Consider the following 16,646-nt stretch of genomic DNA (forward strand, 5'->3'; position numbering starts at 1 on the left):
GTACCCGCAGATCCGTCCCAGAAGGAATGACGCACATGGCATCCCATCCCGAAGCCGCTTCGCTGCTCGCCCGGTCCCATCGGCTCGGCGCCGATCCCCGGAACACCAACTACGCCGGCGGCAACACCTCCGCGAAGGGCACCGCCACCGACCCCGTCACCGGCGGTGACGTGGAACTGATGTGGGTGAAGGGCTCCGGCGGCGACCTGGGCACCCTGACCGAGGGCGGGCTGGCGGCGCTGCGCCTGGACCGGCTGCGGGCCCTGGAGGGCGTCTACCCCGGCGTCGAGCGCGAGGACGAGATGGTCGCCGCGTTCGACTACTGCCTGCACGGCAAGGGCGGCGCGGCACCGTCCATCGACACCGCCATGCACGGTCTCGTGGACGCCGCGCACGTCGACCACCTGCACCCGGACTCCGGTATCGCACTCGCCTGCGCCGCGGACGGGGAGAAGCTGACCGCCGAGTGCTTCGGCGACCGCGTGGTGTGGGTGCCGTGGCGACGCCCCGGTTTCCAGCTCGGGCTGGACATCGCGGCGGTGAAGGCCGCCCATCCGCGGGCGATCGGCTGCATCCTCGGCGGCCACGGGATCACCGCCTGGGGCGACACCAGCGAGGAGTGCGAGGCCAACTCGCTGCACATCATCCGCACCGCCGAATCCTTCCTGGCCGAGAAGGGCCGCCCCGAGCCGTTCGGCCCGCTCCTGGCCGGCTACCAGCCGCTGCCCGAGGCCGAGCGCCGGGAGCGGGCCGCCGCCCTCGCCCCGCACATCCGCGCCATCGCCTCGAAGGACCGGCCCCAGGTCGGCCACTTCGACGACTCCGACACGGTGCTCGACTTCACCGCCCGCGCCGAGCACCCGCGCCTCGCCGCGCTCGGCACCTCCTGCCCCGACCACTTCCTGCGCACCAAGGTCCGCCCGCTGGTCCTCGACCTGCCCCCGGCAGCGCCGTTGGACGAGACGGTGGCCCGGCTGGCCGAGCTGCACACCGCCTACCGGCAGGAGTACGCCGCCTACTACGAGCGGCACGCCGCCCCCGACTCGCCCGCGATGCGCGGCGCCGACCCGGCGATCGTGCTGATCCCGGGCGTGGGCATGTTCTCCTTCGGCAAGGACAAGCAGACCGCCCGGGTGGCGGGCGAGTTCTACCTCAACGCGATCAACGTGATGCGGGGCGCCGAGGCCGTCTCCAGCTATGCGCCGATCGAGGAGTCGGAGAAGTTCCGCATCGAGTACTGGGCGCTGGAGGAGGCCAAGCTCCAGCGGATGCCGAAGCCCAAGCCGCTCGCCACCCGGGTCGCGCTCGTCACCGGTGCCGGCTCCGGCATCGGCCGGGCCATCGCCCACCGGCTAGCGGCCGAGGGCGCCTGTGTCGTCGTCGCCGACCTGAACACCGAGAACGCGCAGGCCGTCGCGGCCGCACTCGGCGGCCCGGACAGGGCCGTGGCCGTCACCGTCGACGTCACGTCCGAGGAGCAGATCGCCGCCGCCTTCCGGGAGGCCGCGCTGGCCTTCGGCGGTGTCGACCTGGTCGTCAACAACGCCGGCATCTCCATCTCCAAGCCGCTGCTGGAGACCACCGCCCGGGACTGGGACCTGCAGCACGACATCATGGCCCGCGGCTCGTTCCTCGTCTCCCGTGAGGCCGCCCGGCTGATGGCCGCGCAGAAACTCGGCGGCGACATCGTCTACATCGCCTCCAAGAACGCCGTCTTCGCCGGACCGAACAACATCGCCTACTCCGCCACCAAGGCCGACCAGGCCCACCAGGTGCGTCTGCTCGCCGCCGAGCTGGGCGAGCACGGCATCCGCGTCAACGGCGTCAACCCCGACGGCGTGGTCCGCGGTTCCGGCATCTTCGCCGGCGGCTGGGGCGCCCAGCGCGCCGCCACCTACGGCATCGAGGAGGACAAGCTCGGCGAGTTCTACGCCCAGCGCACCATCCTCAAGCGCGAAGTCCTGCCCGAACACGTCGCGAACGCCGTCTTCGCCCTCACCGGCGGCGAGCTCACCCACACCACCGGGCTCCACATCCCCGTCGACGCCGGCGTCGCCACCGCCTTCCTGCGCTGACGGACGACGCGGCGGGCAGGGTGGCACCCGCCGCGCGGCGGGTGCCACCCTGCCCGCCGCGCATCCGGGGCCGCCCCGTCCCGCACCCGGGGCGGCCCCGGGCCCCGCTCGCCGATCCGCCCCGCTCCACAGGGGGGCACCGGCTCCCCGGACGCCGGGCCGTCACCGTGCCGGCCGGGCGTCCGGGGGATCCACACCCCGGGCGAACGCCCCCTCCCCGTCCCCTCCTGCCCGCCGCACCACTGCGAGGACCCATGTCATCCACCCCGCGTACGTTCGCCGCCGTCGACCTGGGCGCCTCCAGCGGGCGCGTGATGCTCGGCAGCGTCGGACCCGGCACCCTGCGCCTGACCGAGGTGCACCGGTTCCCCAACCGGCCGGTGCGCGTCGGGGGAACGCTGCACTGGGACGTCCTCGCCCTGTACCGGGGTGTGCTCGACGGTCTGCGCGAGGCGGGCAGGGCGGCGGGCGGTCGGCTCGACGGCGTGGGCGTGGACAGCTGGGCCGTCGACTACGGGCTGCTCGACGCGACGGGGGCCCTGCTGGGCAACCCCGTCCACTACCGGGACCCGCGCACCGAAGGAGCCGCGGAGAAGGTCCATGCGGTGATCCCCCCGGAGGACCTGTACGCCGCCACCGGCCTCCAGCACCTCCCGTTCAACACCGTCCTCCAGCTGACCGCGGCCCGGGGCACCCCGCAACTCGCCGCCGCAGAGGACCTGTTGCTGATCCCGGACCTCGTCTCCTACTGGCTCACGGGCCTGAAGGGAACGGAGATCACCAACGCGTCGACCACCCAGCTGGTCGACCCCCGCACCCGTGACTGGTCCGGGGAGGTGGCCCGTCGGACCGGGATCGACCTCTCGCTCTTCCCTCCGCTGCGCAGCCCCGGCGACGCGGCCGGCACGCTGCTGCCCGAGGTGCTGGCCGACACCGGCCTGACCGGCCCCGTTCCGGTGACGGCGGTCGGCTCGCACGACACGGCATCGGCCGTCGCCGGTGTCCCTGCGGCCGGTGTCGACTTCGCCTACATCGCCACGGGCACCTGGTCGCTGGTCGGACTGGAGCTGGACGAGCCGGTGCTGACCGAGGCCTCGCGCCGGGCCAACTTCACCAACGAGCTGGGGGTGGACGGCACCGTCCGCTACCTGCGCAACGTCATGGGCCTGTGGCTGCTCCAGGAGTGCATGCGCACCTGGGCCGACCAGGGGGACCCGCAGGAACTCGGCCCCCTGCTCGCGGAGGCGGCGCAGCTGCCACCGCTGCGCTTCGTCGTGGACGCCGGCGACCCGGCCTTCATCGCCCCCGGGGACATGCCCCGGCGCATCGCGGACGCGTGTGCCGCCACCCGCCAGCCCGTCCCCCGCACCCCGGCCGAGTTCACCCGGTGCGTGCTGGACTCGCTGGCGCTCGCCCACCGCGAGACCGTCGCGCGGGCCCGGGCGCTCTCCGGCAGGCGGGTGGAGGTCGTGCACGTGGTCGGCGGCGGGGCGCGCAACGCGCTGCTGTGCCAGCTGACCGCCGACGCGTGCGGGCTCCCCGTCGTCGCCGGGCCCGCCGAGGCGGCCGCGCTGGGCAATGTGCTGGTGCAGGCGCGGGCGGCCGGGGCGTTGAGCGGCTCGCTGTCGGACCTGCGGGCGCTGCTGCGCTCCACGCAGGAGCTGGACCACTACACGGCCCGCCCCGACGGCGCGGCCTGGGCCGCCGCCGCGGAGCGCCTCGGGCTCGGCGGCTGACCACCGGCCGGCCCGGGGCCGGTGCTGCTCCCCCCGGACCGGTGGTGCCGGCACCGGAGCCGGTGCTGCTCCCCCCCGGACCGGTGGTGCCGGCACCGGAGCCGGTGCTGCCGGGACCGGGGCCGGTGCTGCGTGGTCCGGGGCGGCTCCCCGTGCGGACCGGAAGCGGCTGTTCCGGGCGGCCCGTCCGCGGCGTCCGCCCCCGGCCCCGCACGGCCGCACGGCCGTCTCCGTGTCGTCGACGAGCCCGCCTACTACCCGTTCGGCACTCCGACGCGCCATGATCGACGACACGTGCGCACACCGCGCCCCTCGGGCGGCCCCGGCATCCGGGAACCCGTTCCCGGCGGAGCGCGGCGCGTACGCGCACCACAGGGCACGCGCGAGGAGGAGAACGTCAGTGGACGCCGGCGACGACGGACGACAGCAGCTGGACGCGGCCAGCATCCTCAACGCGAGGCAGACGCTCCTCGGGTACCTCGGCCGGGCCGGCCTGTTCACCGGTGACGCGGAGGAGCTGGTCCGCATCGTCGAGGCGGGCGCCGTCGCGCTGGCCCACGAGGAGGTCGGCGGGGGCGGGCGGGACGCCCCGGAGGGCAAGGGCGACCTCTACACGAGCGGCTGGCTCGACGGCGCCCGGTCGGTCACCGACGACCTCGGGGACGTCGCCGCCCGCGCGCTGCGGCAGGCCGTGGCCGCCGGGCCGCCGGCGTCCGCGGCCCAGCCGCTTCCCCCCGTGCGCACGATGGAGGTGGAACGCGCGCGGGTGGCGATCACCCCGCTGTACCTGTCGTTCACCGAGATCTCCGATCTCGATCCCGAGGTCTCGGAACAGGTGCTGGTGGCCGTCCTCGCCACCATGGACCCCCGCCGGCGGGCCGGATACGCGGGCCGCCTCGCGGAGTTCGCCTCGGAACACCGCCCCCGTCTGGAGCGGCTCTACGCCCGGTACGGGCCGGGCAGCCCCACGGCCATCCACGGCCGACACTCCCTGCTCCACTCCCCCACCAGCGTCGCCGTCCTGGAGCGCCTGTCCTGCGTCCCCGGGCCGCTGGAGGCCGAGTGGGACGTCTGCGAGCTGCCGCCGGCCTGGCTGGAGGGGCTCAGGAGGGGGTGGGTCCGGCCCATCCGCCCAGCCAACGGAGACCCCCCATGAGACCGGCACGGTTCTTCACCCGCCCGCTCGGCGGCGAGGACGCCGACGCCGCCGAGCGGGCGGGTGAAGAACCGTGCCGGTCTCATGGGGGGTCTCCGTTGGCTGGGCGGATGGGCCGGACAGAACCGATGCATCGGAGGCCAGACGGCCGGCCGGGGCCGGCGTCTGATTGGAAGGAAACTTTCCTAACGGAATGGAATAGCAGGCGTGCCCGGCGCTCGGCAAGGGAGCCGGCGAATCCCGCGGGCCGGGCGCCGCACACCCGACCCGTACGGTCCGGGCCCGTGTGCGCCGCCCCGCGGGCGCTCGTAGCGTGGGGGCGTGATCCGGTTCGAGCAGGTCGGCAAGGTCTACCCGGACGGCACGACCGCCGTCGACGGGCTCTCCTTCGAGGTCGCCGAGGGCGAACTGGTCACGCTGGTGGGCCCGTCGGGCTGCGGCAAGACGACCACCATGATGATGGTCAACCGCCTCATCGAACCGACCACCGGCCGGATCCTGGTCGACGGCTCCGACATCGCCTCCGTCGACCCGGTGGCCCTGCGCCGCCGCATCGGCTACGTCATCCAGCAGGTCGGCCTCTTCCCCCACCGCACCGTCCTGGACAACACCGCGACCGTCCCGGCCCTCCTCGGCTGGAAGCGGTCCCGGGCCCGCGCCCGGGCAGCCGAACTCCTGGAACTGGTCGGCCTCGACCCCTCGGTGTACGGCGGGCGGTACCCGGCGCAGCTCTCCGGGGGCCAGCGCCAGCGCGTCGGAGTGGCCCGCGCGCTGGCGGCCGACCCGCCGGTGCTGCTGATGGACGAACCCTTCGGCGCGGTGGACCCGGTGGTGCGCGAACGACTGCAGAACGAGTTCCTCGCCCTCCAGTCGGCCGTCCGCAAGACGATCCTGATGGTCACCCACGACATCGAGGAAGCGGTCCGGATGGGTGACCGGATCGCCGTGTACGGGCAGGGCAGGATCGAGCAGCTGGACACCCMGCGCGCGGTCCTCGGCACCCCCGCCACCCCCTACGTCGCCGGCTTCGTGGGAGCCGACCGGGGCCTGAAGCGGCTGTCGGTCACCGCCGTGGAGGCCGCCGACCTGGAGCAGCCGCCGCTCGCCACGCTCGACGAGCCGGCGTCGCGGGCCGCCGCGCGGCTGCGCTCCGGCGGGGCCCCCTGGGCGGTGGTCACCGACGGCGCGGGCGCGCTCCACGGCTGGGTGCCGGCCGGGTCGCTGGCCCTCGCCGGCGAGCACGGCACGGTCGGCGACCTGGCCCGGCGGATGGACGCGTGGGTGCCCGTCGGGGCACCGCTCAAGCAGGCCTTCAGCGAGATGCTCCAGCACGACGCGGGCTGGGTGGCCGTGCTGGACGGCGAGCGCTTCCTCGGCGTCCTCACCCCCGCCCGGCTGCACGAGGCGCTGCGCCGCTCGGTCGGCGCCGACGCCCGGGGCCTGCCCCGCGACGAGGTCGAGTTCGACTCCGTCCCGGACGCGTAGACGGCGAGCCCCGCCGCCCCGCACTCCCCCGGCACGGTGTCCCGGCGGCGGATGCCCGCCCCCCGGACGGCACTTGCCCCGGCGCCGGGAGCCGTGTTGATCTGCTCCTTCGACCCGTACCGAAGGTGGTTCCCATGGCCCTGTTCGATCTCCCCCTCGACGAGTTGCGCGAGTACCGCAGCGAATCCGCCGCTCCCGCCGACTTCGACGCGTTCTGGACGAAGACACTGGACGACGCACGCGGCCACGACCTCGCGGCGCGCTTCGAGCGCGTCGACACGCCGCTGAGATCGGTGGAGGTGCACGACGTGACGTTCGCCGGATTCGGCGGGCACCCCGTGAAGGGCTGGCTGGTCCTTCCGGCGGGGACCACCCGGCCGGTGCCGGTGGTCGTCGAGTTCCTCGGCTACGGCGGCGGGCGGGGGCTGTCGCACACCCATCTGCTGTGGGCGTCGGCGGGGTTCGCTCACTTCGTGATGGACACCCGCGGCCAGGGCAGCGGCTGGGCCCCCGGCGACACCCCCGATCCGGTCGGCAGCGCACCGTCCTTCCCCGGGTTCATGACCCGCGGCATCGAGGACCCGCACGACTTCTACTACCGCCGGGTGTTCACGGACGCCGTCCGTGCCGTCGAGGCGGCCCGGTCCCACCCGCTGACGGACGCGGAGCGGACGGCGGCGGTCGGCGCCAGCCAGGGCGGCGGCATCGCGATCGCCGTGAGCGGTCTGGTGCCGGATCTGGCGGCCGTCGCGCCGGACGTGCCGTTCCTGTGCGACTTCCCCCGTGCCACCACGCTGACCGACCGTCACCCGTACCGGGAGGTGGGCAACTGGCTGAAGACGCACCGGGGCCGCTCCGGCCAGGCGGCCCGCACACTCTCGTACTTCGACGGCGTCCACTTCGCGGCCCGGGCGAACGCCCCCGCGCTGTTCTCGGTGGCGCTGGAGGACCAGACGTGCCCGCCGTCCACGGTGTTCGCCGCGTTCAACGCGTACACCGGTGCGGACAAGGCGATCGAGGTCTACGACTTCAACGACCACGAGGGTGGCGGGGTCTTCCAGGAGGCCGCCCGGCTCGCGTGGCTTCCGGGGCGTCTCGGCGCCTGACGCGCACGGGGCCGGAGCCCCTGACCGTGGGTGCCGACGGGCCTGGACTGGCGTCGGGAAAGCGCTTTCTACGGCGTCGGCGCCTTGAGGAGACCTGTGGTGACGGCGCCCACCCCGCCCCTCCCGTACGGCGGCCTGCCCGGCGGCACCGGGATCTCACGGCTGCGGGTGCACGACTGGCCCGCCGCGGACGGTCTCGGCGGCGGCACCCGGTACGAGGACGTCCGCCGCCTGCGAGTGCAGGCGCCGGACGCCGCCGGGTGCGGCCTCAGGGCGGACGGCGCTACGTCCGCGACCGGCTCCGGCCCAGCAGGTCCTTCGAGGCGAGGTAGGCCCGGGCGACGTCCTCGGGGAGCCGCCGCCAGCTGTCGACCTGTCGGTTGAGGCGGGCCAGGTCGGCGGTGGTGAGCACGGTGTTGAGCCGGTCCAGGACACGGGTGACGCCGCTGCCGCCCGCCCGCGCCCGGTTGACCACGGGCACGATGTGATCGGCGTTCTGGAGCCGCTTGTCGTCGGCGAGCAGGACGAGGCCGAACTCGTCGAGGGTGGCGTCGGTGGTGGTGGTGAGCACCATCTGGTCGTCGCCGCGGCTGACCGCCTGCTTGGCCTGGGTGGTGCCGACGCCCTTGGGGTCGACGGCGGTGACGTCGATGCCGTACGTCTCGCGCAGCCCGGGCGCGCAGTAGGGGCGCTCGACGCACTCGTCGCCGGCCGCGAGACGGACGGGCTGCCGTGACCGGCCGAGGTCGCTGAGGGTGCGCAGACCGTGCTCCGCGGCGTACTCGCGGGTGACGGCGAAGGCGTTCTGGTCCACGGCCCGGCCCGGGTCGAGCACGCTGAGGCCGCGCGGTGCGGCGAGGGCGCGCAGCGCGGTCATGGTCTCGCCCAGGTCGGGTGAGCCCGCCGGGGGCGCGTCGGGTCCGTGGACCTTGGCGGAGAGCCAGTCGGCGAAGGTGGCGGCGTACTCGGCCACCACGTCGATCCGACCGCTCTCCAGCGCCGGTTCGTACAGCTCGCGGTTGGTGACCGAGAGGATCTCGGTGTCGTATCCGGCGTCCTCCAGCAGGAGGGCGTACATCCGGGCGAGCAGCTCGCTCTCGGTGAATCCGGCCGTCCCCACGGTCAGCCGGCGGCTGTCGCCGGGAGAGGCGGTGATCTCGCCGCGGTTCTCCAGGGACGGGCCGGTCGCACAGGCTCCGGCGGCGAGCAGCGCCGCCGCCGCGAGCGCGAGACGCGCTCTCATGCGACGCTCCCGCCGCGTCGCGGGGCCAGTCGCCCCGCGGCCTCGAACACCGCCTCCACGACCAGGGCCAGGGCCGCCACGAGCACCGCGCCGGCGACCACCTGCGGCGTGGAGGCGAGGTTGAAGCCCGCGGTGATGACGCGGCCGAGTCCGCCGCCGCCGGCGAGTGCCGCAATGGTGGCGGTGGCCACCAGTTGCACGGCGGCGATCCTCAGTCCGGTGACGATCAGCGGCATGGCGAGGGGGAGTTCGACGCGCACGAGGGTCTGGGCGCCCGTCATGCCCATCCCCCGGGCGGCGCGGACGACGTCCCGGTCGACGCCGCGCATGCCGACGTAGGCGTTGGTCAGCAGCGGCGGCACGGCGAAGAGCACCAGGGCGATGACGGTCGGCCAGGAGCCCCAGGCGCCGATCGGGCTGAGCAGCAGCAGGACGAGGACGGCGAAGGTGGGCACGGCGCGGCCGGCGTTGGAGAGGTTGACGGCGAGCGCACCTCCCCTGCCGAGGTGTCCGAGGACGAGGGCGACGGGCAGGGCGATCAGGCAGCTGAGGGCGAGGCAGACGACGGTGAGGTACAGGTGCTCGGCCAGCCGCTGCGCGACGCCGCCGTCCCCCGACCAGTTGGCGCCGGTGGTGAGCCAGTCCCAGGTGTCCGCGAGGGTGTTCACGCGGCCCCCTTGCGGGCCCACGGCGTCAGCGCCCGCTGGAGCAGCAGCAGGACCAGGTCGGCGGCGACGGCGATGACGACGCAGAGCACGGAGGCGGTGAGCACCTGGGCCTTGAAGTAGGTGTTCATCCCCGAGTAGATGAGGTTGCCGAGCCCGCCGTGTCCGACGATGGCCCCGATGGTGACCAGGGAGACGGCGGAGACGGTGGCGATGCGCAGTCCTGCCATGGCCGCGGGCAGCGCCAGCGGCAGTTCCACCGCGCAGAGCAGGCGCACGGGTCCGTAGCCCATGCCGCGTGCCGCCTGACGGGTCTCCTCCGGTACGCCGCGCAGCCCGGTGAGGATGTTGCGTACGAGCAGGGTGAGCGAGTAGAGGACGAGGCCGGCGACGACGAGTGAGGCGGAGAGCCCGTAGAGGGGCAGGAGCAGCGAGAACATCGCCAGCGACGGGATGGTGTAGAGGATCGTCGTGAGGCCGAGGACGGGGGCGGCCGCCCATCCCCAGCGGCGCGCGGCGACCGCGAGCGGGACGGCGAGGACCAGTCCGAGGAGCACCGCGAGGAAGGTGAGCCGCAGGTGCTGGAGCACGGCGTCGGTGAGGATCCCGCTGCGGCTGGACAGATAGTCGCCGCAGATCCATTCGTTGCGTGCGAGGCAGTCGTCGGGGGGCGCCGTCATCTGTCCATTGCAGCTTCGGGAACGCGAGGGCGCGCGCTGGGTTGCGCCTTTCCGGGAGCAATGGGCAACCGGACACGGGACCGCTTGCGCAATGCCGGCGTGAATGCGGCCGGGGCCTTTTCGCCGACGTGTCGGCGAAAAGGCCCCGGTGCGGTGCGGCGGCCCCGTGGGGCCGGCTGGTCCGGTCAGTAGGGACCGTTCACGTTGTCGATCGAACCGTAGCGGTCGGCCGCGTAGTTGCAGGCGGCGACGATGTTGGCGACCGGGTCGTACTGGTCGTTCGCGGTGCCCGGGACGTGGTAGGCGTCGAAGGTCGGCTTGATGACCTGGAGCAGGCCCTTCGACGGCACGCCGTTGACGGCGTTGATGTCCCAGTTGTTGATCGCCAGCGGGTTGCCGGAGGACTCCCGCATGACGTTGCGGTGGATGCCCTCGTAGGAGCCGGGGATCCCGTGCCGCGCCATGATGTCGAGCGACTCGCGGATCCAGCCGTCGAGGTTGTCGGCGTAGGTCTTGGCCGCGGCGGGCCGGGCCGCCGGGGCGCTCTTGCCGGCGGCCGGGACGGCACGCTTCTCGGAACGGTCGGCACGGGCGGTGTCGGCCGTGCGGTCCGCGGTGGGCGCGGCCTTGGCGCCGATGGTGAGCTTCAGGCCGGGGTGGATCAGCGACGGGTCCGCGCCGATGTTGCGGCGGTTGTCGTTGTAGAGCTTCTTCCAGCCGCCGGAGACCGACTGCTTCGCGGCGATCTTCGACAGGGTGTCGCCGGCGACGACGGTGTACGTCTTGGCGGCCTTCTTGGCGGGGGCGGGAGCCGTGACGGCGGCCTTGGCGGCGGCCGGCTGGGCGGCGCTCGCGGAGGTCGCGGCGATCACGGGCAGGACGAGCGCGGCGCCGCCCGTGCCGGCCACGAGGAGGCCACGGGTGAGACGGCTGGACCGGTTGCGGCGGTGCTTGCCGGATGCAGGCATGACGAATTCCTCTCCGTCGCCTGCGAGGTGAGCTGTCGGGTTCGGGCTGGAGATGCCCGGCCGCGCGGTGCGCGGCTTCACCCCTAGCCGTGGCGGCGCCGGGCCCGGATGTCTCCGGGCCGTCCTCCGTCACGGCGGCCTACCTGGTTCCCCCGCTCCTGCCGTCGAAGTCTCTGGTCGGGTGTCCGGACAGCGGCAGGATTCGGCGTCCTGTCCGGAATGCCGTGACCGTAGGCGAGAAGGACGCAAAGGAACAAGCCTGGAATTCACAGCCGCAATGCGGCACACCCGGAGGAGCCCGGAGAATGATGTTGAAGTGATTCCGACGGACCATCAATTCACGCAGGGGGATGGGGAAATGCGGCCGGGAAGATCAGTTTTCGCGACCCCCCGCGTGACGGATGTCACCAGCCGCCACACAACCGCACGACATCATCCCAATGCCCAACGAATCGGACATCAGGGGCGAGTGGGAAACGCGGGGATCAAGGCCCGGAGCACACGGGACCCTTGGTGCGTAATGACCGATTTGCACTACATCGTGCCGGGTGCGCCCCGTACCAGGATCCGCCGGCCGGTGACCCGCTCCGCCGACAGCGCGATCCACAGGTCCCGCTCCCCGCCCGCCCAGGGCTCGGAGTACGCCAGGCCGTCCAGCCGGCTCACCCCGGCTTCGTCGGTGACCGTCCTCGCCGCGCCGACGACCAGCACGCTCCAGCCCTGGCTGAACGCCTCGTCGATGTGGTCGACCTCGAAGGCGGTCTCCCCGCCCGCTGCCCGGCCGGGCAGCGCGCCGGCCGACGTCCGGAAGGCCACCTCACGGTCGGCGACGACATAGTTCACCGGCAGGATCGCCGGTCCGTCCGGCGCGGTCACCGCGACACGGCCGACCCCGTGCGTCCCCAGCAGCGTCCAGCACTCGTCGGTCCCCAGCTCCACCAGCTGAGGGTGGTACCCGGCGCGCCCCACACCCCTCGCCTGCTCCGCGTCCCCGCCCGTCAGCGCCGTGACCGTGGTCTCCAGCGCGTCGGCCAGCCGCAAAAGGAATCCCATGCCGGGCGCGGCGGTCTTCTCCTCCAGGTACTCGATGTACCCGGGCGCCGACGCGGCCCGCAGTGCGAGATCCTCCCGCGACAGGCCCAGCTGACGTCTCCGGGCCGCCACCCTGCGGCCGATGTCGCCGGTCGCACGCCCCCCGCCCGGGCCGGCCGCTTCCGAGTGCGCTTGTCCGGACATGGTGGTGCCCTTCCCTCTCGGCGTACGGGTACGGCGGGTGGCTCGCCCCGCGCCCACCGTAGCCAGCACCCGACCGCCCCGCACGGCGGCACACCCCGCCGCCCCGGCGCGGGACAGACTCGGAAATACTGGCCCTTAAAGGACCGCTGGATCATGGAGGTGCCGAATGAACCGCTGGACCGGTGCGCGATGAGACACCGCTCCGTGGCCGACCTGATGACTCCCGAGGCGGTCGTCGCCCAGCGCGGCACGTCGTTCAAGGAGATCGCCCGGCTGCTCGACGAGTACGGGATCACCGCCGTGCCCGTGATCGACGACGACGGCCGGCCGGTCGGCGTGGTGTCGGAGGCCGACCTGCTGCGCCGCCACACCGGCGGCACGGTCTCGGACACGGCGGAGGGGCTGATGACCAGCCCGGCCGTCGTCGCGCGGCCCGGGTGGAGTGCCGTGCGGGCGGCCCGGGTGATGGAGGAGCGCCGCATCAAGCGGCTGCCCGTGGTGGACGACGACGGACACCTCATCGGAGTGGTGAGCCGCAGCGACCTGCTCCAGCTCTTCCTGCGCCGCGACCGGTCCATCCAGGAGGAGATCGTCGAGGACGTGCTCGCCGGCACCCTCGGGGTCTCCCCCGCCGCCGTGGGCGTCCAGGTGGACGACGGGCGGGTGACCCTCAGCGGCACCGTGGAGCGGCGGTCGCTGGTACGGATCGTGGACCGTCTGTGCCGCAGCGTCGACGGCGTGGTGGAGGTCGTCAACCGTCTGGACTTCGACCGGGACGACCGGGCGGGCCGCCCCGGGGCACCGGCCTGAGCACGTCCCCGCCCGGACGGCCGTCCCTCGCGGACCCCCGTCCGGGCGGCGTCACGCCTCCGGGAGCGGCAGCACGCACGACGTGCCCGGCTCCAGGACGACCGAGCGCCCGCCCAGCCGCACGCCGATCGGCAGGCCGTCGGCCGACGGCGGCAGCCCGATCCGCAGTTCCCCCGGCCGCACGGCCACGCGGACGCCCCAGTGCCCGTGATAGCGCATGGTGAAGCCGTACTCGGTCAGCTCCGGCGAGGGCACCGGGTCGAACCACAGCGATCCGGACCTGGTCTCCATGCCGGTCAGCCCCCGCTGGACCAGGTCGAGGGTGCCCGCCATGGCCCCCAGGTGCACGCCCTCCTCGGTGGTGCCGCCCTGGAGATCGGCGATGTCGCCCTCCAGCGCCTCGCGGCAGAACTCCCACGCGTCCTCCCGGCGCACCCGGGAGAGCACCCAGCCGTGGACCAGCCCGCTGAGGGTGGAGCCGTGGCTGGTGCGCCGCAGGTAGTAGTCCACGGTCCGGTGCCAGGTCTCGTCGTCCAGCTCGTACCCGAGCCGCTGGAACAGGCCGCGCAGCTCGGCCGGGGAGAACAGGTAGCCGAGCATCAGCACATCGGCCTGCTTGGACGCCTGGTAGCGGTTGACGGTGTCCCCCTCGGCCTCCAGCACCCGGTCCAGACGGCGGATGTCGCCGTGCCGCGCGCGCAGCCCCTCCCAGTCGAGCTCGGCGAGCTCGCCGTAACCGTGGAACTGGCTGATCACCCCGTGGTGGAAGGGCACGTACAGCCGGGTCGACACCTCCCGCCAGTGCTCCAGCTCCGCGGCCTCCAGCCCGGTGCGCTCGAAGAGGTCGACACGCCGGGGCTCCGGCAGGTCCCGCACGAGGTCGAGGGCGCGGGCGATCACCCAGGCCGCCGTGACGTTCGTGTACGCGTTGTCGTCGAGACCCGGACGCACGGCGTCCGGATACGCCTCGTGGTACTCGTCGGGCCCCACCACCCCCCGGATGCGGTAGCGGCCGAGTTCCGGGTCCCAGTCGGCGAAGTCCGCCCAGAAGCGGGCGATCCTGGTGAGCATCTCGGCGCCCTTGGTGTGCAGGAACTCCGCGTCGCCACTGGCCTCGCAGTACTGCCAGACGTTGTACGCGATGGCGGAGCCGACATGGTGCTGGAGCCGCGAATGATCCGGCAGCCAGCGGCCGGAGCGCGGGTTGAGGTGCAGCTGCTGGGTCTCCTCCCGTCCGTCGCTGCCGCTCTGCCACGGGTACATCGCGCCCCGGTGACCGGAGTCGCGGGCGAGCCGGCGCGCCTGCTCCAGCCTGCGGTAGCGGTAGGTCAGCAGGGCGCGGGAGACCTCGGGGAAGCGCAGGTTGAGGTAGGGCAGGACGAACAGCTCGTCCCAGAAGATGTGGCCCCGGTACGCCTCGCCGTGCAGCCCCCGCGCGGGCACACCGACGTCGAGGTCCGCCGTGTGCGGCGACAGGGTCTGGAGCACGTGGAAGAGATGCAGCCGCAGGATGCGTCCGGCCTCCCCCGGCACGTCGAGCGCCGCCCTGCGCCACAGCTGGCGCCACGCCGTCCGGTGCGCCGCCAGGAGCACGTCGAAGCCGGGCGCCCGGCGGACCCGGTCGGCGGCGGCGTGCAGGGGGTCGCTGATCGCCGTGTCGCGCGAGGTGTGCAGCGCCACGGTCTTGTCGACCGTGCGCGGCCGTCCGTCCGCGAGCGAGAGCCGCAGCCGCTGCACCGCGCGCGTGGGCTCGTGGTCGCCCCGCGCGCGTTCGTGCCCGGCCGCCCCGTCGACGGTGGTGCGTGCCGCCATGCCCACGCGGATGTCCGACGTCCGGGTGCGGCAGCGCAGCCACACGACGTCGTCGGCGCCGTCACCGCCGTCGATGTCGGCGGCGTCACCGGCGCCGACATGGACGAGGTGGCCGCCGTCCAGGCGGCGGTAGCGGGCGACACCGCTGTTGGTGACGCCGCCGTCGAGGGCGGCCTCCACCTCGATCGGGCCCGACCAGCCCTCGGCCGTGAACTCGGTGCGCAGACCGGCGAGATGCGGGTCTGCCATGTGCACCATACGCAGCTGGCGCACCGTCAGCGTCCGCCCTCCCGAGTCCTCGTACCGCACCGTGCGCTCCAGCGTCCCGCCGAACAGGTCGAGTTGCTGCCGGTGCTCGCGCAGGCCCTCCCCGTCCGGGGTGAACCAGGGATCCGGGCCGCCCTCGCCAATCGTCCGGAAGCGCAGCGGCAGCCAGTTCGGCAGATTGACCATGTCCTCGTTCTCGACCTCGCGGCCGGCGACCGTGGACGTGAGCCGGTTGTAGCAGCCGGCGGCGTACGTCCCCGGGTAGTGCGCCTCGCCGGCCGTGCACTCGGGAGCCGCGCCCCGTGTGGCGAAGTAGCCGTTGCCCAGCGTGCACAGCGCCTCCCGCAGACGCTCGGCGGCCGGGTCGTAGCCTTCGTACTCCCACAGCCAGTCCGTCATGCCCACTCCTCCGGTGGCTCGGTGCGTCCGGGCGGCGCATCGTCGTCGAGCAGATCGGCGAGGTCGCGGACGACGAGGTCGGCGCCGTGGTCCCGCAGCGCGGCGGCCGTCCCCGGGCCGCCGGTCCGGTCGACGCCGACGACCAGTCCGAAGCCGCCCCGGCGGCCCGCCTCCACACCGGCCAGCGCGTCCTCGACGACCACGCAGCTCTCCGGCGGCACCGCGAGCCGGGCCGCCGCCTCCAGGAAGAGCGCCGGGTCCGGTTTGCCGGGCAGGCCCATCCGGGCCGCCTCGCCGCCGTCCACGAGCGCGTCGAGACACGGCATGACACCGGCGCGGGTGAGCAGCTCCCGGGCATGGCGCGAAGCCGACACGGCCGCGGTGGGCACGGGCCCGGTGCGCAGCCGACGCAGCAGCCGCAGGGTGCCCGGATAGGCCTCGATGCCGTCCTCGGCCAGCCGCCGGGTGAACAGCTGCTCCTTGTACGCCGCGACCGCGCCCACGGTGTCCGTGCCGGGCGGGTCCTCGGGACTCCCCGCCGGAATCGGCACCCCGCGGGCGGCGAGGAAGGCCGCCGCGCCGTCCTGCCGCGACCTGCCGTCGACATAACGCAGATAGTCCGTCGTGACGTCGAACGGGCGCCGGTCACCGGGCTCGTCCGGCGGCCGGTCCCGCAGACAGGCGTCGAAGGCGGTCTTCCAGGCGGCGGCGTGCACCCGGGCCGAGTCGGTGATCACACCGTCGGTGTCGAGGACGACCGCGTCGAAGCTCCGTCGTCCCGTGGCCGGCGCGCCGTGCGGCCACCACGTCCTGGCGTCGCTCATGCGGGTCCTTCCTGCTCGGCCCCTCCGGCCCGTGGCCCCTCGCGCCACTCCCCCGTCGTGTGCGACGGCCCCGTCACGTCCCGCGCCGCGGCGCCGGACGCGGGCGGAGCCACCCTGATCAGGATCGCCGGGTACCCCGTGGCGCGCCTGCCGAACGCTTCCGCGCGACGCGCGGGGCCCGCCG

At 73.9% G+C, this 16,646-nt stretch carries 13 protein-coding genes and 1 riboswitch; of the genes, 6 read left to right on the plus strand and 7 right to left on the minus strand.

The annotated features are described in order from the left end of the window. The first annotated feature begins 35 nt into the window (after nucleotides 1-35). From EAO77_RS17715 to EAO77_RS17735, 5 genes are all read left to right on the plus strand, one after another. A complete protein-coding gene (locus EAO77_RS17715) occupies nucleotides 36-2,075 on the plus strand; it encodes a bifunctional aldolase/short-chain dehydrogenase (protein WP_147989245.1) in 2,040 nt (679 codons plus the stop codon). Nucleotides 2,076-2,329: 254 nt separating this feature from the next. Further along, nucleotides 2,330-3,811, plus strand: coding sequence for a rhamnulokinase (locus EAO77_RS17720; protein ID WP_147989246.1), 1,482 nt, complete (start codon nucleotides 2,330-2,332; stop codon nucleotides 3,809-3,811). 400 nt (nucleotides 3,812-4,211) lie between these two features. Next, a complete protein-coding gene (locus tag EAO77_RS17725) occupies nucleotides 4,212-4,967 on the plus strand; it encodes a hypothetical protein (RefSeq protein WP_147989247.1) in 756 nt (251 codons plus the stop codon). A 321-nt stretch (nucleotides 4,968-5,288) separates the two neighbouring features. Then, entirely contained in the window at nucleotides 5,289-6,452 is a 1,164-nt protein-coding gene (locus tag EAO77_RS17730; protein ID WP_147989248.1) for an ABC transporter ATP-binding protein, read from the plus strand. Nucleotides 6,453-6,586: 134 nt separating this feature from the next. Next, nucleotides 6,587-7,558, plus strand: coding sequence for an acetylxylan esterase (locus tag EAO77_RS17735; RefSeq protein WP_147989249.1), 972 nt, complete (start codon nucleotides 6,587-6,589; stop codon nucleotides 7,556-7,558). 283 nt (nucleotides 7,559-7,841) lie between these two features. Here the strand turns inward: EAO77_RS17735 and EAO77_RS17745 are convergent, their stop codons facing one another. The 5 genes from EAO77_RS17745 to EAO77_RS17765 form a co-directional block, all read right to left on the minus strand. Continuing rightward, nucleotides 7,842-8,801: an ABC transporter substrate-binding protein gene (locus tag EAO77_RS17745; RefSeq protein WP_147989251.1), complete on the minus strand. Its 960-nt coding sequence runs from the start codon at nucleotides 8,799-8,801 to the stop codon at nucleotides 7,842-7,844. Next, complete coding sequence (locus tag EAO77_RS17750; protein WP_147989252.1) at nucleotides 8,798-9,469, minus strand: ABC transporter permease; 672 nt, start codon at nucleotides 9,467-9,469, stop codon at nucleotides 8,798-8,800. Before EAO77_RS17750 ends, EAO77_RS17745 begins: the two co-directional genes overlap by 4 nt. Next, nucleotides 9,466-10,146, minus strand: coding sequence for an ABC transporter permease (locus EAO77_RS17755; RefSeq protein WP_147989253.1), 681 nt, complete (start codon nucleotides 10,144-10,146; stop codon nucleotides 9,466-9,468). The genes EAO77_RS17750 and EAO77_RS17755 overlap by 4 nt, the downstream gene beginning before the upstream one ends. Nucleotides 10,147-10,331: 185 nt before the next feature. After that, the gene (locus EAO77_RS17760) at nucleotides 10,332-11,114 is read right to left on the minus strand and encodes a transglycosylase SLT domain-containing protein (protein WP_147989254.1); all 783 of its coding nucleotides are present in this window, start codon (nucleotides 11,112-11,114) and stop codon (nucleotides 10,332-10,334) included. Nucleotides 11,115-11,118: 4 nt separating this feature from the next. After that, nucleotides 11,119-11,332, minus strand: a riboswitch (cyclic di-AMP (ydaO/yuaA leader). Between the two features lie 316 nt (nucleotides 11,333-11,648). Next, nucleotides 11,649-12,350, minus strand: coding sequence for a helix-turn-helix domain-containing protein (locus EAO77_RS17765; RefSeq protein ID WP_147989255.1), 702 nt, complete (start codon nucleotides 12,348-12,350; stop codon nucleotides 11,649-11,651). 189 nt (nucleotides 12,351-12,539) lie between these two features. On the opposite strand from EAO77_RS17765, the gene EAO77_RS17770 reads away from it, so the two are divergent. Next, complete coding sequence (locus EAO77_RS17770) at nucleotides 12,540-13,160, plus strand: CBS domain-containing protein (RefSeq protein ID WP_147989314.1); 621 nt, start codon at nucleotides 12,540-12,542, stop codon at nucleotides 13,158-13,160. Between the two features lie 51 nt (nucleotides 13,161-13,211). Here the strand turns inward: EAO77_RS17770 and EAO77_RS17775 are convergent, their stop codons facing one another. Together EAO77_RS17775 and EAO77_RS17780 are read right to left on the minus strand one after the other, a co-directional pair. Next, a complete protein-coding gene (locus EAO77_RS17775) occupies nucleotides 13,212-15,638 on the minus strand; it encodes a glycoside hydrolase family 65 protein (RefSeq protein WP_147989256.1) in 2,427 nt (808 codons plus the stop codon). Beyond that, nucleotides 15,635-16,462, minus strand: coding sequence for an HAD family hydrolase (locus EAO77_RS17780; RefSeq protein ID WP_147989257.1), 828 nt, complete (start codon nucleotides 16,460-16,462; stop codon nucleotides 15,635-15,637). The genes EAO77_RS17775 and EAO77_RS17780 overlap by 4 nt, the downstream gene beginning before the upstream one ends. Between the last annotated feature and the right edge of the window lie 184 nt (nucleotides 16,463-16,646).

This window comes from Streptomyces sp. T39, assembly GCF_008042045.1.
Lineage (GTDB): Bacteria > Actinomycetota > Actinomycetes > Streptomycetales > Streptomycetaceae > Streptomyces.